Annotated in this window: 15 protein-coding genes and 1 riboswitch; of the genes, 5 read left to right on the forward strand and 10 right to left on the reverse strand. The window is 50.6% G+C overall.

Features of this window, described 5'->3' with window-relative positions; genetic code table 11:
- Positions 1–63: 63 nt before the first annotated feature.
- From ACO6VE_RS06130 to ACO6VE_RS06145, 4 genes are all read right to left on the reverse strand, one after another.
- Positions 64–1,779 (reverse strand): AMP-binding protein, encoded by a 1,716-nt coding sequence (locus ACO6VE_RS06130; RefSeq protein ID WP_422460312.1) that lies wholly within the window; start codon positions 1,777–1,779, stop codon positions 64–66.
- A gap of 483 nt (positions 1,780–2,262) precedes the next feature.
- Positions 2,263–2,568 carry a GIY-YIG nuclease family protein gene (locus tag ACO6VE_RS06135; RefSeq protein WP_422460314.1) on the reverse strand — a complete coding sequence of 102 codons (306 nt, stop codon included), beginning with the start codon at positions 2,566–2,568 and terminating at the stop codon, positions 2,263–2,265.
- Between the two features lie 104 nt (positions 2,569–2,672).
- Positions 2,673–3,881, reverse strand: coding sequence for an aromatic amino acid transport family protein (locus ACO6VE_RS06140; protein ID WP_422460316.1), 1,209 nt, complete (start codon positions 3,879–3,881; stop codon positions 2,673–2,675).
- A gap of 238 nt (positions 3,882–4,119) precedes the next feature.
- Complete coding sequence (locus ACO6VE_RS06145; protein ID WP_101745038.1) at positions 4,120–4,452, reverse strand: PBPRA1643 family SWIM/SEC-C metal-binding motif protein; 333 nt, start codon at positions 4,450–4,452, stop codon at positions 4,120–4,122.
- Positions 4,453–4,650: 198 nt separating this feature from the next.
- Here ACO6VE_RS06145 and ACO6VE_RS06150 point away from each other — a divergent pair, with 198 nt between their 5' ends.
- Positions 4,651–5,043, forward strand: coding sequence for an acyl-CoA thioesterase (locus tag ACO6VE_RS06150; protein WP_422450070.1), 393 nt, complete (start codon positions 4,651–4,653; stop codon positions 5,041–5,043).
- A gap of 359 nt (positions 5,044–5,402) precedes the next feature.
- Here the strand turns inward: ACO6VE_RS06150 and ACO6VE_RS06155 are convergent, their stop codons facing one another.
- The gene (locus ACO6VE_RS06155) at positions 5,403–6,134 is read right to left on the reverse strand and encodes an META domain-containing protein (protein WP_269675536.1); all 732 of its coding nucleotides are present in this window, start codon (positions 6,132–6,134) and stop codon (positions 5,403–5,405) included.
- A gap of 355 nt (positions 6,135–6,489) precedes the next feature.
- Here ACO6VE_RS06155 and trhA point away from each other — a divergent pair, with 355 nt between their 5' ends.
- Together trhA and ACO6VE_RS06165 are read left to right on the forward strand one after the other, a co-directional pair.
- The gene (gene trhA, locus ACO6VE_RS06160) at positions 6,490–7,164 is read left to right on the forward strand and encodes a PAQR family membrane homeostasis protein TrhA (protein WP_422450069.1); all 675 of its coding nucleotides are present in this window, start codon (positions 6,490–6,492) and stop codon (positions 7,162–7,164) included.
- Between the two features lie 494 nt (positions 7,165–7,658).
- Positions 7,659–8,606 (forward strand): cysteine peptidase family C39 domain-containing protein, encoded by a 948-nt coding sequence (locus tag ACO6VE_RS06165; protein ID WP_422460318.1) that lies wholly within the window; start codon positions 7,659–7,661, stop codon positions 8,604–8,606.
- A 58-nt stretch (positions 8,607–8,664) separates the two neighbouring features.
- Here ACO6VE_RS06165 and ACO6VE_RS06170 read toward each other — a convergent pair whose 3' ends face one another.
- The 5 genes from ACO6VE_RS06170 to moaA all read right to left on the reverse strand — a co-directional run bounded on the left by ACO6VE_RS06170 (position 8,665) and on the right by moaA (position 15,699).
- Entirely contained in the window at positions 8,665–10,464 is a 1,800-nt protein-coding gene (locus ACO6VE_RS06170) for a DEAD/DEAH box helicase (protein ID WP_422460320.1), read from the reverse strand.
- Between the two features lie 594 nt (positions 10,465–11,058).
- The gene (locus tag ACO6VE_RS06175; RefSeq protein WP_422460322.1) at positions 11,059–12,030 is read right to left on the reverse strand and encodes an aldo/keto reductase; all 972 of its coding nucleotides are present in this window, start codon (positions 12,028–12,030) and stop codon (positions 11,059–11,061) included.
- Between the two features lie 60 nt (positions 12,031–12,090).
- Entirely contained in the window at positions 12,091–13,260 is a 1,170-nt protein-coding gene (locus tag ACO6VE_RS06180) for a hypothetical protein (protein WP_422460324.1), read from the reverse strand.
- Positions 13,261–13,419: 159 nt separating this feature from the next.
- Entirely contained in the window at positions 13,420–14,346 is a 927-nt protein-coding gene (locus ACO6VE_RS06185; RefSeq protein WP_422460326.1) for a hypothetical protein, read from the reverse strand.
- Between the two features lie 360 nt (positions 14,347–14,706).
- Positions 14,707–15,699: a GTP 3',8-cyclase MoaA gene (gene moaA, locus ACO6VE_RS06190; RefSeq protein WP_422460328.1), complete on the reverse strand. Its 993-nt coding sequence runs from the start codon at positions 15,697–15,699 to the stop codon at positions 14,707–14,709.
- Positions 15,688–15,835, reverse strand: a riboswitch (molybdenum cofactor riboswitch). It overlaps the preceding gene by 12 nt.
- A gap of 228 nt (positions 15,836–16,063) precedes the next feature.
- Here moaA and mobB point away from each other — a divergent pair.
- Both mobB and moeA read left to right on the forward strand, forming a co-directional pair.
- Positions 16,064–16,606: a molybdopterin-guanine dinucleotide biosynthesis protein B gene (gene mobB / locus ACO6VE_RS06195; protein WP_422460330.1), complete on the forward strand. Its 543-nt coding sequence runs from the start codon at positions 16,064–16,066 to the stop codon at positions 16,604–16,606.
- Between the two features lie 79 nt (positions 16,607–16,685).
- Positions 16,686–17,924 (forward strand): molybdopterin molybdotransferase MoeA, encoded by a 1,239-nt coding sequence (gene moeA, locus ACO6VE_RS06200; RefSeq protein WP_422460332.1) that lies wholly within the window; start codon positions 16,686–16,688, stop codon positions 17,922–17,924.
- The last annotated feature ends 109 nt before the right edge of the window (positions 17,925–18,033 follow it).

Below are 18,033 nucleotides of genomic sequence, written 5' to 3' on the forward strand. Positions count from 1 at the left end.
TATTAAAAGTCAGTTTAATTACAAAGCCCCGGAACGCAACGGGGCTTTGCTGATGCGATAAAATCAGGCAACCGTTTCGTGCTTCTTCATTTCTTCGGCGCGAAGATCTTTCCGCAGAATTTTACCCACTGGCGTCATTGGCAGAACATCCCTGAATTCAACCTGCTTTGGCACTTTATACGCGGTCAGGTTCAGTCGGCAGTACTCCTTGACCTCTTCCGCCGTTAAGCTTTTGTCCTGTGGAATAATAAAGAGTTTGACAGCCTCCCCGGTTTTCTTATCGGGCACACCAATAACGGCACAGTTCTGCACTTTATCGTGCTTGGAAACCACATCTTCCACTTCGTTGGGGTACACGTTAAAGCCTGAGACCAGCACCATGTCCTTAACCCGGTCGACGATTTGCACATAACCCTGTTCATCGATAATGGCCACATCTCCGGTTTTAAACCAGCCTTCGCTGTCAATCACTTCTGCCGTGGCTTCCGGGCGCCGCCAATAACCTTTCATCACCTGCGGGCCTTTGACACAGAGTTCCCCACGCTCTCCCAATGGCAGCTCATTACCCTGATCGTCAATGGTCTTCAGCGCCGTGCCGGACATTGGCAAGCCGACAGTGCCCAGTTTGGAGTAACTGCCTGCGGGGTTCAGGGATACCACGGGTGAGGTTTCAGAGAGGCCATAACCCTCGGAAATCGAACATCCCGTGATAGTTTGCCAGCGGTTGGCAACCGCCGCCTGCAAGGCAGTACCACCGGACATGGTTAACCGCAGTTCGGAAAAGTCCAGGTTTTTAAATTCCGGGTGATTCATCAAGCCAACAAACAGTGTGTTCAGGCCGATGAAGATATTCACCCTGTGGGGCTTCAGGGACTTGACGAACGTATCCATATCCCGTGGGTTGGCGATCAAAATGCTGTGTCCCCCCTGATGGAAGAACGCCATCAGATGCACGGTGAACGCGTAGATATGATAAAGAGGCAGGGGCGCAACTGCGGTATTGCCATCAGGCTTTGCCACTGGGACACCATTATCATCGGTCTGGGACAACACATTGACCGTCTGCAGTACATTACTGACCAGGCTACGTTGAGTCAGCATAGCGCCTTTGGCCACGCCGGTGGTGCCACCGGTATACTGTAACACCGCCACATCATCAGGGTTGGCCGGTAGCGGCTTACTGTACCGGGATTTTTCCCCAAGCTTCATGGCCTGATTGAAACTCAGCGCCTGTGGCAGCTGGTAAGAGGGAACCATCTTCTTAACGTGTTTTACGGCAAGATTAATCAGTGATCGCTTGGGCCAGGGCAGCAGGTCGGCCAGTTCAGTGACAATCAGGTGCTTGATGGGCGTATCCTGAATGATTTCCTCCACCAGGTGGCCAACCACATTGAGGCAGACCAGCGCCTTGGCTCCTGAGTCGGTAAACTGATGCTTCATCTCCCGGGCGGTGTAGAGCGGGTTGGTATTGACGATAACCAGGCCAGCCTTGATTGCGCCATAAACGACGATGGGGTACTGAATAAGGTTCGGCAGCTGAATAGCGATACTGTCACCGGGCTTCAGTGTCGTATGGTTCTGGAGATAGGCAGCAAACCGGGTGCTTAGCTGATCGATTTCGTTGTAGGTAACCGTTTTGCCCATGCTGGTATAGGCTGGCCGGTCGCCGTATTGATGAACTGCATGTTCAATGACTTCGCCCAGGTTTTTGAACTTTTCAAGATCAATTTGGTCTGCAATACCGGGGGCGCGCTTGCCATCCCAAAAACTGGCTTCCATGAACACCTCATACTTATTTTTTGTTGTTATCGGAAGGCGATGAAACAGTTATTTCCCTGGCCTGCTTTTTATGAAGCAGGTGTCTTACAAAAATCCTTTTTGCTTCATCTATTTCTGAGGATCATACTATCTAAACGTTCAACCTTGAACCCAAAATGATAATTTATGCTTCTTTTTGCGCTAAAAAGCTTTCGGGGCAGTACATCATTTCGATGCGTTTGAGGTGTACAATCTCCACTCACCCTGAGCGCCCTTCGGCTCAGCTCAGGATGTACGGACGAAGGGTGATTGGCACAGTCTTTATTCAGGGTGTGGTGTTTACGCCCTTCGACTCCGCTCAGGACGAACGGAGTTTGGGCGTCATTGATAGAGGGAACCCTGCAAACTCATCGAAATGATGTACCAGGGGTCAGCGGGCAATGGGAAGCGACCAGCTTCGGAGCGTGTTCTTCAGGCTTGTGTGACACTCTCTGATCATGGGAGTCAGCGATGGGTATTAAGCAATTTCCCAGCCCAGAGTTCACAGCAATTTTCCGGTGAGGCGAGCAAGCTCAGCTTTTGTGGGCGAGTCAGCTTTTTGATGGCCGCTTCCCGTCGGCTGGCTGAAGAACGGTCATGATTACCTTCCAGATAGACCAACTGCTGTGGCTTCCGCCCCCTGAAATACCTGGCTCCCCCGGCAGTACCGCAATGTTGACGCCAGCGCCGTTCAATATCCGTGGTGATGCCGGTATAAAGGCTGCTATCACTGGCAAGAATTATGTAAACCGACCAACATCCATCCGACATTCTTTGCTCTTCCTGAACGATTCCAAGTTGCTTTTTGATCCAATTGACCACGGCAGGAATTGTTCGGGGCCACTGAAATAGTGAGTCTATTCCCAGAAAGCCTTTTAGCCAATAGAAGGCAACACACCACTGATCACCCCAAACTGGGCAACAATCACCAAAAGCCCCACAATAATCGCAATGGCCAGTGCCGGAATACCGCCAGCCACTTGATAGGGTTCTTCCATATGGAGCTTACGAACCTTCCAGACCAGGGCCACGGGAATAAATACCGCCAGAATCACCAGGGCTACAGCAGCATACCCCAAGGCTGTGACAAAACTCCCCGGCATAAAAATAGCCGCCAGCAACGGAATCAATAGCGTGAGCGTGATGGTTTCGATACGCCCCCAAATACCATGGGAACGGCCGAACACTTCTGCCAGATAGTCAAATAACCCAAGAGCCACCCCCAGGAAGGACGTGCCCAGGGCAAAGGCAGCAAAGGCACTGATCATATAATCAAAACCGGACGCGCCGGAATGGTGGCCTATGGCATCCATCAGCGAAGTTACACCATCCGGACGGTGTGCCATGGTCACCACCACTGCAGAAGAAACCACACCAATCACCACCGCCATCCAGATCACATAAATGCTGAACGGAAGGGCGCTGCCACCGATCAGGGCATAGCGAAACCGCCGGGGTTTTCCCTGCACATACTGAACCACGGTGGGTACCGCACAGTGATAGCCAAATGAGGTGTATAACACCGGCAGCGCCGCGAATAAAATGCCAGGGGTGCTGTTCTCCAGCCGAAGATTACTCAAACTGACCTCGGGCAACAGTGACACCACGATATACAGCAGCAGGGCCAGCATCAGTGCGAACATCACCCGGTTGACCACATCAACCACCCGGGTACCGGTCACCACCAGAATGGCAACCAGCAACACCACCACCGTTGCCGTGATGCGAAAAGGCAGATGAATCCCCTCTTTGGCCAGCAGGCTGCCCAGCACGTTGGCACCACCGGAAATGTAAGCTGCGCACAGGGAATAATAGAGAAACAGCATGGCGACCACGGCAATACCCTGGCCAACCGGCCCCATCAAACGCCCCATAACACCATGCAGATTCTCTGCTTCCGGGCAGGCCCGGCAGGCCTCGGCAATCAACAGCCCGCCGTAGGTTGATAACCCCCACATCAAAAACATCAGGAATACGCCCCAGCCCAGACCGGTCAGTGCGGACACCAGCGGTAATGCCAGCATGCCTGCACCAATGGAAGTACCGGCGACCAGAAGGCTGCTACCCAACGTCTGACTTTTCATATTCGGTCCACCTGCTTGATAAAACAAAAGCCACTAAAAGTGGCTTTTGAAAGTGGGAAACTTATATAAAATAGATCGACAACATGGCTCTATAAATAACCTGTCAGTACTAATAATGGACTGAATTAGAATTTTTTCTACTTATCCGGTGTTTTGCCAGCAATCTGAAGGGAGTTTGACCCCGGGCCTATAGAGTTTTTTTGCTTGCTCGCAGTAAACCCTTAATAGACCCTGGCTATCAGGCGCAGCACTTTTTATATTTTTTTCCGCTGCCACAAGGGCAAGGATCATTTCGGCCCGGCACTTTTTCCAGTACTGTAGTTTTGGGCGTATCCTTCAACAGCTGCAGGGCAGAGGTATCCTCTGCGGCTTCTTCATCCACGTGAATCTGGCAAAACCAGCCATTCTCCAGAAACTCTTGTTCCAGCTCAGCCCGGCGCTCTTCGGTCTGCACAGTAAGAACGGCAGGGTTCTTTTCTGTTCCGAGACGGGCTTGTTTTTTACCGTCGAAAACCCGGTAAGCCTGTTTATCGTCAATTTGAAGATTGGTCTGGGTATAAAATTTGCCCATTTGATCACCTGTTAAGCTGGAAAATGTCGACCTCTCGGAACGAGAGCAAAAGGGAAATGCAAAACCGGAGCAGTTTACTGGAAGTGCCCGTCATTAGCCACCGACCAATTCTTTCCGGCATGAGAATTGCCTTATTAATGTCATATAAATTATTCACAATAAATCTGTTGTCATAATAATCAGGCAAGGAGCATCAGAATGAAGTATTTTTCACGCCGCGCGGTAAAACCCGGCGACCTCAACCCTGCATACCGACTGTTTGGTGGCACACTGCTGGCCTGGATTGATGAGGAAGCCGCTATCTATGCTTCCTGCAAAATGGGCCCGGGCAAATTGCTGGTGACCAAATATATGTCAGAAATCGACTTTGTCAGCTCCGCCGCCTGCGGTGATATTCTGGAGTTCGGTATTGAAGTGGTCAGTACCGGTAAGACCTCACTGACCATCTGTTGTGTGGTACGCAATAAGGTCACCCGACAGGTGATTATCGTCGTTGATCGTATTGTGTTTGTCTGTGTTGACGAAATGGGCAATCCGACTCCGCACCGTATCAGGGCAGAGAAGGAGTCAGAAGTGCCGGAAATGGCTTGATGCTGTGAGTAAGTGTGCACCAGTGCATGGTTCAATGAGTTTGACGTGTACAAACTCCGTTCACCCTGAGCGGATTCGAAGTTTGACGTGTACAATCTCCGTTCACCCTGAGCGGATTCGAAGTTTGACGTGTACAATCTCCGTTCACCCTGAGCGGATTCGGAGTTTGACGTGTACAATCTCCGTTCACCCTGAGCGAAGTCGAAGGGTGCTTGGCACGATCTATCAGAGTTCGGAGTTTCCGCCTTTAGGCCCTATGGGTCCTTCGACAGGCTCAGGACGAACGGAGTGCGGAGGCACGAAAACCCATCAAACCCATCGAAACCATGCACCAGTGGCGCCCTTCACCCACAAACGATTCAGTGATTTGCCGGAGCAGTCTTAAGCTGAACAGAGGGCTTCACCGCAGTGGCAAACATCACCTGACCATTCTGGATCACTTCTGCCAACAGCTCATAGTTGCTGCCCGGATTCACCAGTTCAGGTGCATAGTGGACCACATAATCCACTACATCCACCGCCCTGCCTACCCGGATTCGCTCAATGCCAATGATGCCAGCCGGGTCATCGGGCATGGCGCTATCTTGCAGAACCACAATAATTTCAGAGCCTGGTGCAAAAGTGCCTTCACTGGCAGTAATCTGACCGCTCACATTGGCTGATTCGGTCACGTAGGTCAGTTCCTGGTCACCGCTTGCGCTGTTCAATACCAGTCCATGTTCTTTTATGGTGATATTGTCCAGTTTTGGGAACATTGCCAGATACTCTGCTTCACTGGTCATCAATGGTGGCGGGCAGGCCATTCGGTTGCTCCCCATTGAGGTAAAGTGAATTTTATGGCTGGCAACCTGGTAGTTGCCAAAGTAGCGGTTACAAGGTGCCTGGCCACCAATGCGTCCATCCAGGGCCGTGGCAGGGCGAAGCTCCATGGTGACTCTCGGGCCCGATGCCGGCTGACCGTTCATTGTCGTCAATACCCAGGTTTTGTTCTCAACCAACCGGGGCTCAACACTGGTCAGCTTGTGGGAGCTGCACCCGAACAGGGCAGCACCTGCAACCAAAACAATACAAGAGTGGATCAACCTTTTCATGTCATACTCCAGCAACGGGAATAAAGATAAACTTGCAGGCTGTCGGACTTAAGCGTGGGTGGTAAGTCTGAGTTCAGGAGACTCCTGCGGGACAGCCATCAGCGATAACCTGTAGAGGGTGACTGCCTGGGGCAGATGACCTTGGCAAAAATACCCTTTGATCAGCCAGCAAAGCAGAAACTGATAGTGTTAAAGTAGTCGATCATCAGGTATTGCCGCCATTCTAATTTTCCACCCGAACCTGGTCCCCGGGAGGCTGTCCGAGACTACATTCAGGATGAGCTGATAATTCCCATGCATCAGGGCATAAGATTCAGTATGATCAGCAGCACTGGCTCCCATTAGAAACCGCTTTATGGCTCCGAAATCTACCGCAGGAAACCAATTGATCAACCGTGGCTACAGCCTGGCTGAAGAGATTGCCAACAGTATTACTCACGGTCTGGGGGCTCTGCTCAGTGTCGCCGGTCTGACACTACTGGTCACCTATGCCGCCCATCAGGCTGATGTCTGGCGGGTGGTCAGTTTCAGCATCTACGGCAGCACCCTGATTCTGCTGTTTCTGGCCTCTACGCTTTACCACAGTTTTCAACATCCAAAAACCAAGCGCGTCTTCAAGATACTGGATCACTGTTCCATCTATCTGCTGATTGCCGGAACCTACACGCCTTTTCTTCTGGTTAGCATGAGAAGTGTGACTGGCTGGATTCTTTTTGCTGTCATCTGGACCCTGGCCGCATTGGGCATTATCTTCAAGGCGGTGTTTGGGGCCAGGTACAAAAAACTGTCGTTAACCACGTACATTCTGATGGGCTGGCTGGTTCTGGCAGCCTCCAAAGAGCTGGCAGAGAACTTATCAACCAATGGCATATACTGGCTGGTTGCCGGTGGATTGCTTTATACCGTTGGCGTGATCTTTTATTTATGGAAAAAGCTGCCTTTCAATCACGCAATCTGGCATCTCTTTGTATTAGGTGGGTCGGCCTGTCACTTCTTTTCGGTTTTATTCCATGTATTACCGCCAGCCTGAAGAAAAATAAATTTTTTTTAGCTTCTCTGGAAACTATTTGGCGATTACTCAATCAAAACCATCACATCATTTCGATGAGTTTGATGTGTACAATCTCCGTTCACCCTGAGCGTCTTTCGACTCCACTCAGGGTGAATGGAGCCTTGAGGTCTATGCAGGAGCCTGTCAATTGCATCGAAACCGTGTACTGGTAATAAAGCACTTTTTGAAGATACTGGTTTATGATCCCCTTGAACGAGCCCTCATCCGGCTATACTGCTCCGAAAACAGACATCGCTCTGAAAGACGAAGTTATTTCTCCATGTAAGCAAACAGCCGATTCCAGTGGCCATCTGGTCAAACAGGTTCCACCAATATCTTCTCCCCTGAAACAAGGTCCGTCATTGTCCTCCAATGGCCGAAAACCATTTCATGAAAAAACAAGGCTACACAGAGCCAGGCTTCCCATTATTCAAATTAAGGCCAGTGGGCCGTCAGGCAAGCCTGCCTCACAAATGCCAGAACTGACATCACCCGGTCGGCGTACGCCGCTTAATTCTCCTTCTGGCAAGAGTAGTAACCCCTTTTATAAACCAACGCCGGAACTTATGGCCACACTGTTAAAATTGGCTGGTATCCCCTCTTCCGTTTACCAGAGACAATACCCACCAGTATCCACTGTTGACACCGTTCGTGTGGGCGACGATACAACCTGTGAACAAACCAAAAAGACGGTTGAAGATATTATTGCCTCCTATAAGTTACTTGAGGATAGAGGTTTTAAAAAATATCTGGCAGCGAAAAGCCTGAGAGAGGAGATGTTTGATAAAAATCATTTTATGTGGAATAGACCGGCCTCTCTTCTGGAAATTGTTGTCCATTATACTTTCCGGTATGACCCTGTTCTCAAAAATATATCATTTTCTGGAGCGCATGGTTATGTGCTCACATATCTTGACCATGAAATCTTGACAGTGCATCAACCGATAAGAAAAGAACATATTCAGGAGTCTGGGAAGTTTAAACCGATTGAAGTCAAATACACCTGTAATGGCAGACCCATCATTCAACAACAGGCAACCAGAGGCTGTAGTTACGCTGCCGCAGCAATGCTGATACATCAGCATCACGGCACTTTTTCGGTTAGTGACTTAAAGTCAACCAACCTTGGCAATGACAAGCTGATATTTCAAGCATTATCTACGGCAGGCCTATCCCCCTTTAAAACCCGGCATGCAAATCTTGAAGATCTGGCCAGTGCAGTTAATCGGGATGGGTCTGCAATAGTCACAGTAAGTAGTTTGGAAGGGGGAATGCATGACATTATTGTTGATGCGGTTACAGACACATCTGTTCTTATTCGAGACCCATACCACGGTTGGGAAGTTGAGATCAGCCGAGATGCTTTTAAGACATCCTGGGATAAAGACGCCATTCAGGTGAAACAGCGGATAGAAAACTGATAAATTCCCGGTTTCAAGAGGTCCGGGCTATTGGAAGAACCAATAGCCCGGAATGCTATTAACGATTGCCGCTATTATCACGACGCGGACGGCGATCGCCACCACGGCCACCGTCACGACGGGCACCGCCTTCACGACGACCACCTTCCTGGCGACCACGGCCACCATCACGTCGGCCACGGCGTTCTGTTTGAGGCTCGTCACCGGTCCACAGTTTCAACGCCATTGGCCGGTTGCGAATCCTGGCACCTTTCAGGGCTTCAATAACGCTCTTGTCCATCCCTTCTGGCAGATAGACTGACGAGCAGCTATCAAACAGTCGGATATGGCCAATACTCTGTCCGGAAATTTTGCCTTCATTGGCAATGGCACCCACCAGGTCCCCCGGGTTGATGCCCTGGTCACGACCCAGTTCGACACGGTAACGGACCATGCCATCATTGTTGCGTTCACGGCCACGCTCACCACGTCTTTCGCCATCACGACGTCTTTCGCTACGATCACGGCCTTCACGACGGGGCTGCTCCGGTTCTTTGGCATCCGGGAACGGGCGTTCTTTCTGGGCCATAAAGCAGAGTGCTGCTGCCATATCTTCATAGCTCAGGGCATTTTCCTGCTCAAGCTCGACAACAATCTCACGGAATACATCCAGCTCTTCGCCCATGTCCATCGCTTTGACGACATCTTCCTTGAACTGACGGATACGAATATCACGCACGTCACTCATGGAAGGCAAACGCATGGTATCAATACGCTGTCGTGTAGCACTTTCGATGGCACGAAGCATCCTGCGCTCACGATGGGTAGCAAACAGGATCGCAGTGCCCTGACGGCCAGCACGTCCGGTACGACCAATACGGTGAACGTAGGCTTCTGTATCGTACGGGATATCGTAGTTCACTACGTGGCTCATACGCTCAACATCCAGGCCCCTGGCCGCTACGTCGGTAGCAATCAGAATATCCAGGGATTTTTTCTTGAGACGATCCACCACTTTCTCACGCAGTGCCTGACTCATATCGCCATTCAGCGCCGCCGCAGCGAAACCACGGGCTTCCAGTTTTTCCGCCAGTTCAACCGTGGCGGTTTTGGTGCGCACGAAAATGATCATGGCATCAAATGATTCCACTTCCAGAATCCGTGTCAGGGCATCCAGCTTGTGGAAACCGCTGACCATGCAGACCTTCTGGGTAATGGTGTCAACCGTCGCCGTTTTGGCTTTGATCTCCACCGTAGCAGGCTCTTTTAAGTGAGTATCTGCAATTTTGCGAATCTGGTAAGGCATGGTGGCAGAGAACAGGGCCACCTGACGGTCAGCGGGTGTTTGCTCCATGATCCATTCGATGTCATCCACGAAGCCCATGCGCAGCATTTCATCCGCTTCATCCAGAACCACGGTTTTCAGGCTATCCAGCTTCAGGCTTTCACGACGCAGGTGGTCCATGACCCGGCCCGGCGTGCCCACAATCACATGGGCTCCACGCTGAAGGCTGCGCAACTGGCCGCGCATATCCTGGCCACCGTAAACGGGCAGCACATGGAATCCTTTCATGTGACGGGCGTAGCGTTGAAAGGCTTCTGCCACCTGTATTGCCAGCTCACGGGTCGGCGTTAAGACCAGAACCTGCGGATCGCGCTGCTTCAAATCAATGGCTGACAGCAATGGCAATGCAAATGCGGCTGTTTTACCGGTACCGGTCTGCGCCAGACCCAGAAGGTCACGACCTTCCAGCAGGTGAGGGATACTTTGTGCCTGGATGGGTGACGGGCTCTCATAGCCGACATCCTGAACAGCCTTGATTACCGCTTCCGACAGGGGCAGGTCCGCAAAAGTCATTGCGTTGTTGGTATCAGTCATTTGATACTCCGTAAATTCATTCTTTGCCATAAAAATGCCGCCATTTTGCTGTCAAAAGCTGTCAGGGTCAGACGGCATTTGATCGTCCGGTAAACCGGCTCCCTGGTGCTGGCGACGTTTGGAGCAAACAGAAATAGGATGGCAGTACACTTTTCCGACGCTGTTCCAGTAGCATTCGGAAAATTTGCAGCCATGGACTTCCTGGTGCCGCTATCCGGAACGCCCCTCTGATCGAATACAGAAAGACGTTACCGAATCGCCTGTGAGGTCCACGACTGCGTTTGGAGAGGCTTGATGAACAAGCTTGGCCTGCATTGGCAGAGGATAATAAGATCTATTGATCTTCCAGTGGCTGAGCTCTTGATTGCCATAGACTTTCAAAAGAGCAGACAGTTTACTTGTCAGCCGGATTAAATGCAGGAAACGAAGTGCCAGGACTTCCCAACAAACCCCTGTGTCCATAAGAAGGACTGCACATGGGGATAGAAAAAGGTCTGCTAGTCTAGCGTGTTTTTTAGACAGTGAATACTGTTTTTATCCCTGAATGAACTAGGGGATTATCACATCCATGGATATTACCCCAATCGTTTCAGGCTACGGCAGTGCACGGCCCCGGGCACTTACATACAACTGATACCACTGCTCACGACTTAACTGGACATTCTCAGCCTCGCTACAGGCCCTGATACGCTGGGCATTTGTTGTACCAATCACCGGCTGGATACCTGCGGGGTGGCGCATCAGCCAGGCCAGCACAATAGCCTCTCTGGAAACACCCAGCTGCTCTGCAAACGTTTTGACCAGCCCAGCCGTTTTCTGAATAGACTCAGGCTCACCATGAGTATCTTTCCCGGTGAACAGACCGTTGCTCAGGCAGCCCCAGGCCTGCAGCTGAATATTGTGGCCGCGACAATATTCAACAGTGCCCGGGGTAAAGCTGACCGCCTGCCCTTCCGGGTGATTGAACAGCACACCTTCATCCAGCCAGTCCAGATGGGCCAGGCTCATCTGCAACTGGTTGACCACAATAGGTTGATCAAGGAATGACTGAAGGTATTTGATCAGGTGGCCATTCATATTTGACACGCCAAAATGCTTGACCTTGCCATCTTTCTGCAGCTGATGAAACGCCCCGGCAACCTCCTCTGGCTGCATCAGCGGATCCGGTCTGTGCAGCAGCAGAAGGTCCAGATAGTCGGTGTTTAAACGGGCAAGACTCTTTTCCACACTGTGCAGAATCCAATCCCGGGAGAAGTCGTAGCGATTGGGAATGCTCCCTTCGGCGAAGCGAATGCCGCACTTGCCTTGCAGGAATATCTTCTCCCTCAGCTCCGGCCGATCACCCAGCACGCCACCAAATACCTGCTCAGCCTTACCAAAGGTATAGATATCGGCGTGGTCAAAGCAGTTGATGCCGCTCTCCAGGGCACTATCCAGAAACTGGTGCGCCTGCATCATATGATCTTTTGAAACCGGGTTATTATCCCAGCCTCCACCCAACCCCATACAGCCGGCGGCGATTCTGCTGGCTTCAGGTAGGAAAATAGTCAGGGGAATTTGATTCATAAGACTCCAACCCAATCGGGTTACTTATTATATGGTGCAGACATAGTAACATTGATTCACTCAAAGGTACTTTACCATTTCATAAGTCAGTACTGCGTGGCTATTGCCGGAAAATTCCTTGGCAAATACCTGCCCGGGATCCAGCTCACCATGATGAAGCGACTTAATAAATTCTGACATACGAGCCCCTTTCGGGATAACCGGATCATCACGATGGTTCAGTGACACGATGTAAACCTTACGATCGATCAGTTTACGCATAGGGGCTTCAGCATCCAGATTCCCACCTATCAGCCACCCCAGAAAATTGGCAAGCCGGGGCCGGTCTGGCATGACAACTCTTGGCGCTGTGGTAAACGAGTCATGGGACAGTAACTCGACCCTTGAATCATCCTGCCCTCCCCTGGCTTCAAGGTGTCTGGCAAGCGAGACGGTTGCCACACCTCCGCCCAGAGAAGTCCCAGCGACGTAGACATACTCAAAATTTTCCAACGCATAGCCCAGGGCCGCAGCACCGTCCTGAACAACGGTTTCATAGGTTGAGAAAGGCAGATAACCCGACAACCCATCGCTCTGGTTTAACCCCGTCCCCCTATAGTCATAAAGAATGACCGGGCATTTTTTTTCTGACTGTATTCGTCCGGGTGCTGACCCCGGATGAAGACAACCTCTACCCAGCAGCTGTGAAAGAACCATACCATTTGGATTGTGATAAAGAATGCATTGACTATTATTCGGGTCCCAGTCGGGAGGATAACAAATCACACCCTGCAATATGCCCGAATCATGTTTAATCGGGAGCGGCTCAAACCAAAAGCCATGGGTATTGTTTGCCTCACAGGCTTCCTTAACAATCTCACGACTTTCCTGTAAGCCCGGAAATTTCGCCAGACACGGAAACTTGTCAGGAAAAGTCTTGCCAAGCCATGGAAACACTTGTGATCGCACCAGGGCAATACCAACAACCTTGGCAACCCCCAGCCGGTTTTCAATCATCCAATGAAAAGGCGTCAGGATAACCGCAGATCTTGATAAAATTGAATAGCAGGTTCCGGGGACAGAACAAATAAGATCCTTAGCCCGGGATAAATAACTATCAGGCTCGACGGATTCAGCAGAACGAGCCCCCATGCACGACTTTTGGTCATTATCAGGGCATGCTTCCTTCGCCCGGCACCTTAACCAGGGTGATTCATAAGCGTATCGGTCAGCAATAGTTCCGTAAGTCATTACAGCCTCTTTATTCTAATTCTGAGTATCGATTCAGAAAAATCATTGTTGCAGTTAGAAGACAGAAAAGCGGCCATGCCCTGCCAGGCCAACTTAAAACGTTGAATATCCCGTCACTCCCGGAAGATGAAAAAAAGATAATTCAAGGTCGAAAAGCCGCTACCTTAGTAGCACTTCAAAAGCAACATCAACTGAACTTTTCTTTTCCAGACGAAACTGTTTCAGTTCTTCTAACGTGTAGCCGAAATCACTACAGCCAACGGGCAGTCTGTCCGTTTGTTGACCATGATCAATAAAGGCAGCAATGTGTCTAAAAGAAGAGCGTTCAAGTATTTTCGGATCACCTTCAGCAACGTATTTCCTGAGCACTATCAACTGTGCTGGGGGCATTGCTTCCTTGGTTCTCATTCCTTTTGCAAGAAATTTCTGAAATGATTTCGATGATAGGGGAACAAGAACTCTTGCGGAAAAGGCATCAATTCGGGCTGATATAGCATCAGCCGAACCCAATCCAATACTTTTTTTACTTAACTTTCTATCTGCAGTTAACTGAACTATCGTGCAGTCAGCGCCCTCGGAATCCACCTTGCCCACTACTTTTACAATATCGTTCTTTATCAGAAAATCCAGGCATCCTTTGTTTCCTTCAAGGTCCTTGATCAGCACCAATTTTTTTATATGTTGATCTTCATTAAAATCAGGATCGGTATAGCTGCGTACCAGCTGAGAATAACTGGAAAATCGTATTGAGCACTGCATAAACCTTTCGCCATTTTCCAGCTTTAATCTAAGGCCGCAAGAACCATCACGATGGGTAAATTGCTTAGGTAGCACCTTGTAAGTTTTACCATCAGTAGCGCACACATAGTCGTAGGTAGTCGGCCTGGCAGGAATACTGGCCGATCTGTCAGTGATGTTAACCGGGTTTGGTGTGCTGCCTGCTCCTGGCGGATCATCAGGAATACTCATGCGGCTGAGTGAGGCTTGCAGATCCGCTACTCTGCTGTCATCACTTGACCCGGGATTGAGAGGAGTTGTCTGTGGATGTACCGGAAGCTGATCGGAAGAACTCGTTATTGGATTCATGTTAAAGCACCCATCACTAAGTTGCTGCGTGGAGCAAGTTAGTCGGGTTTCATTAAAATAAGTTCCCTCTACACGTTATGTTCGACCTTAATTCAATAAATTGATTTGGTAGTGTACTGGTCATCGTTTCGATGAGTTTGATGTGTACAATCTCCGCTCAGGGCGAACGGAGTCAGGGTGCCATTGATAGAGAGAATCCATCAAATGCATTGAAACCGTGTACCATCTCCGTTCATCCTGAGCGGAGTCGAAGGGTGTTTGGCACGATCTATCATAGGCCGGAGTTTGCGCCCTTCGACAGGCTCAGGACGAACGGAGTGCGGAGGCACGACACCCCATCAGACTCATTGAAACCGTGTACTAGCCTCCCATCTGAGAAAGGTTATCCGTGCCGCCGGTCCAGCCCTGCTCAAGGAAATGACTGTCGTCTTTAAGCTGCAGGGAATCACGAATTCGAGCCACCAGCACTTCCTGCTGATCATCGCTGTGCAGAAGGTCTCTCAGATCAATGCCGGACTCAGCAAACAGACAAAGCTGGAGCTGCCCCAGACTGGTCACCCTCAGTCGATTACAGTCGTTACAGAAGTCCTTGCTGTAAGGCATAATCAAGCCAACCGTACCTTCATAATCACTGTGGCAATACTCCTGGGCAGGCCCGGCGTCGGCCAGACGCATTTTTCTTACCCAGCCGCGCGCCAGGAGCAGTTCCTGAATCTGTTTTCCGGGGAAGTGGTGCTTCTGGAAAAAATCCTGATTGTTCCCGGTTTGCATCAACTCGATAAAACGAAAAGAGACGGGATAATCCCGGATCCAGCCAAGAAAGGCATCAAGTTCATCATCATTAATGCCTTTCATCGCCACCGCATTCACCTTGATAGATGGCAGACCATGGTCAAATGCGTGTTGAATACCGGCCAGAATTTCCCGCAGCCGGTTGTGGCCGGTAATCAGCTCAAAGGCCCGGGGGTCAAGACTGTCGACACTGACATTGATGGCATCAATACCCGCATCCAGCCAGTCCATAACCCGCTGATCCATTTTGTAGCCGTTGGTGGTCATGGCCAGCTTTTTTATGCCGGGGACCTGCTTGATGGTTCTGACAATGTCGGAAAAGTCCTGACGTAAGGTAGGCTCCCCCCCGGTCAGACGAATTTTTTCCACACCGACCGCAGCAAAAGCCGTTACCAGACGACGTATTTCGTCAATGGTCAGTGCTTCACTGTGATGATGGTCAAGGCAGCCGTCAGGCAAACAGTAATTGCAACGAAAATTGCACAGGTCTGTGACTGACAGTCGCAAGTAAGGGAATTTCCGTCCCTGACGGTCCTGCAGCTCTGGTAAATTAGAATGCATAGAACACCTTTCCAATCGCGGGAGGCTGCAAAGTTTCTTTTACAGCCCTGGCAGCCAGTGATACGCACTCTGGCTGCGGCTTCCAGTCCATAGGATCATACCCATTAGGTACCGAAGCTCGGCGCTCGCTTGTTAATTCAGTTTAATCACTACGTTAAACAACCTCATTTGACTGTTAAAAAAAAATTCCCGGGAGATCGTTTTATCAACAGCCCAGTGAATCCTACCTGCTTATTTCTCGAAAAACCATGCTATCAGGTACTATTGTTTTATTGGATTACCCGGTAAACCTGCCGCCCATGGGCCCCTTTTGATTGATGAAATATCCGGACGAGCAGGTTGCAAAAAACGAAAGATGTCTTCTATGATGATACCCCCAAAGATCAGTGCCTCCATCCCGGTTATTGGTATCGCCGCCTTTAGCGGTACCGGTAAAACCACGCTTATCGAGAAACTACTGCCACTGTTAGCAGGCCAGGGACTTCGAACCGGTGTGGTCAAAGCCACGCATCACAGGATAGAACCCGACCCACCGGGAAAAGACAGTTACCGTTTACGCCATGCCGGTGCCAGTCAACTGGTGTTGAGCATGCCTGGTCGATCCCTTTGCTATACCGAGTACCCGAATGGATATGAACGACAGCTGCAGGAGCAACTGCAACTTCTCAATCAGGATCAGCTGGATTTAATCCTGGTGGAAGGTTTTCGTGAGGCTCCCATCGCTAAAATCGAGCTTCATCGCAGTGATTATGACAAGCCCTTCCTGTTTACTGAGGACCCCCATATCATCGCCATCGCCTGGGATGGCAATCCCGGCATCAACCTTCCTGGTCATCTGGCAGAACTGGATATCAACAGCCCAGAACATATTGCCAGCTTTATTGAAAACTATTGTCATGAAAAATAGCTTGCATCACCACCTGGCATCACAGAGAGTTAAACACGCTATTTTTTCCACCCGCTATGGTCAATGAACGAGGGCAATCATGAGTGACTGCTGTGCCACTGATGGATTAATAAGGCTGGAAACAGCCCTGGCAACGCTGATCAGCAGTGTCAAGCCAGTATCCGAAACCGAGACCGTTGCCCTGGAAGACAGCCTTGGCAGGGTACTCGCAGAGCCTATCGTATCGCCCATCAATGTGCCCTCCCATGACAACTCGGCCATGGATGGTTATGCCCTGGCGCTGAAGGATTTGCACAACCGTGATACTTTACCCCTGGCAGGCCAGTCCCTGGCCGGTCACCCTTTTTCCGGGGAGATTCCCGCCGGACATTGTATCCGCATTATGACCGGGGCCAGCCTTCCAGCAGGTGCCGATGTGGTGGTCATGCAGGAGCAGACTGAAACCACAGAACAAGGCATTCGATTTCTGCGGAAACCGGACCAGCCCGGTAACAATATCCGAACAGCGGGGGAAGATATTCCGGAAGGCACCCGGGTGTTCACACCGGGCCGGAGAGTTCGCCCTCAGGATATCGGGCTGCTGGCCTCGCTGGGTATTGCCAATGTCACGGTCTACCGGAAAGTCAAAGTTGCGGTATTTTCCACAGGTGATGAATTAAAGCTGCCCGGTGAGCCACTGAAACAGGGTGATATTTACGACAGTAATCGTTTTGTTATCAAAGCCATGCTGAAAAAAATGGCCGTCGACATCATCGACCTTGGCAGAATTCCTGATGATAAAGCGGCGTTAAGAGAAGCCTTTCTGCAAGCCGATCAGGAAGCTGACGCAGTGATCAGCTCCGGAGGCGTTTCTGTCGGCGATGCGGATTACACCAAAGACATTCTTGATGAGCTGGGAGAAACCGGCTTCTGGAAACTGGCCATCAAACCGGGCAAGCCGTTTGCCTTTGGACAGCTCCCGAACAGTGTCTTCTTTGGCCTGCCCGGTAACCCGGTATCGGCTACCGTCACCTTCCAGCAGCTGGCCGCGCCAGCATTACGCCATATGATGCACCAGCAACCGGAACCAAAAGTGGAGCTTACACTGGCGACGGAAACCCCGCTCAGAAAGCGCCCGGGACGCCGGGATTTCCAGAGGGCAAAGCTGGTTTACCGGGAATCCGGTGAACTGCAGGTTATGTCAAGCGGTCATCAGGGGTCTGGAGTTCTCAGCACCATGAGTCATTCTGACTGCTATATCGTACTGGCGGAAGAAGACGGTGATAAACCAGCGGGTGAGCTGGTGAATGTGCAGCTGTTTGATGACCTGCTGAAATAAACCAGTACATGGTTTCAACGAGTTTGACGTGTACAGTCTCCGTTCACCCTGAGCGTCCTTCGGCTCCGCTCAGGATGCACGGACGAAGGGTGCTTGGCACGATCTATCA

The sequence above is a fragment of the Endozoicomonas sp. ALB115 genome (assembly GCF_049310245.1).
Classification (GTDB): domain Bacteria; phylum Pseudomonadota; class Gammaproteobacteria; order Pseudomonadales; family Endozoicomonadaceae; genus Endozoicomonas.

What these genes read in the sequence shown, in the direction of transcription:
- ACO6VE_RS06180 (WP_422460324.1), bottom strand. Translation starts at nt 13,260, where the DNA reads ATGACTTACGGAACTATTGCTGACCGATACGCTTATGAATCACCCTGG.
- moaA (WP_422460328.1), bottom strand. Translation starts at nt 15,699, where the DNA reads ATGCATTCTAATTTACCAGAGCTGCAGGACCGTCAGGGACGGAAATTC.
- trhA (WP_422450069.1), top strand. Translation starts at nt 6,490, where the DNA reads ATGGCTCCGAAATCTACCGCAGGAAACCAATTGATCAACCGTGGCTAC.
- moeA (WP_422460332.1), top strand. Translation starts at nt 16,686, where the DNA reads ATGAGTGACTGCTGTGCCACTGATGGATTAATAAGGCTGGAAACAGCC.
- ACO6VE_RS06165 (WP_422460318.1), top strand. Translation starts at nt 7,659, where the DNA reads ATGCCAGAACTGACATCACCCGGTCGGCGTACGCCGCTTAATTCTCCT.
- ACO6VE_RS06155 (WP_269675536.1), bottom strand. Translation starts at nt 6,134, where the DNA reads ATGAAAAGGTTGATCCACTCTTGTATTGTTTTGGTTGCAGGTGCTGCC.
- ACO6VE_RS06145 (WP_101745038.1), bottom strand. Translation starts at nt 4,452, where the DNA reads ATGGGCAAATTTTATACCCAGACCAATCTTCAAATTGACGATAAACAG.
- ACO6VE_RS06185 (WP_422460326.1), bottom strand. Translation starts at nt 14,346, where the DNA reads ATGAATCCAATAACGAGTTCTTCCGATCAGCTTCCGGTACATCCACAG.
- mobB (WP_422460330.1), top strand. Translation starts at nt 16,064, where the DNA reads ATGATGATACCCCCAAAGATCAGTGCCTCCATCCCGGTTATTGGTATC.
- ACO6VE_RS06135 (WP_422460314.1), bottom strand. Translation starts at nt 2,568, where the DNA reads ATGTCGGATGGATGTTGGTCGGTTTACATAATTCTTGCCAGTGATAGC.
- ACO6VE_RS06150 (WP_422450070.1), top strand. Translation starts at nt 4,651, where the DNA reads ATGAAGTATTTTTCACGCCGCGCGGTAAAACCCGGCGACCTCAACCCT.
- ACO6VE_RS06170 (WP_422460320.1), bottom strand. Translation starts at nt 10,464, where the DNA reads ATGACTGATACCAACAACGCAATGACTTTTGCGGACCTGCCCCTGTCG.
- ACO6VE_RS06175 (WP_422460322.1), bottom strand. Translation starts at nt 12,030, where the DNA reads ATGAATCAAATTCCCCTGACTATTTTCCTACCTGAAGCCAGCAGAATC.
- ACO6VE_RS06130 (WP_422460312.1), bottom strand. Translation starts at nt 1,779, where the DNA reads ATGGAAGCCAGTTTTTGGGATGGCAAGCGCGCCCCCGGTATTGCAGAC.
- ACO6VE_RS06140 (WP_422460316.1), bottom strand. Translation starts at nt 3,881, where the DNA reads ATGAAAAGTCAGACGTTGGGTAGCAGCCTTCTGGTCGCCGGTACTTCC.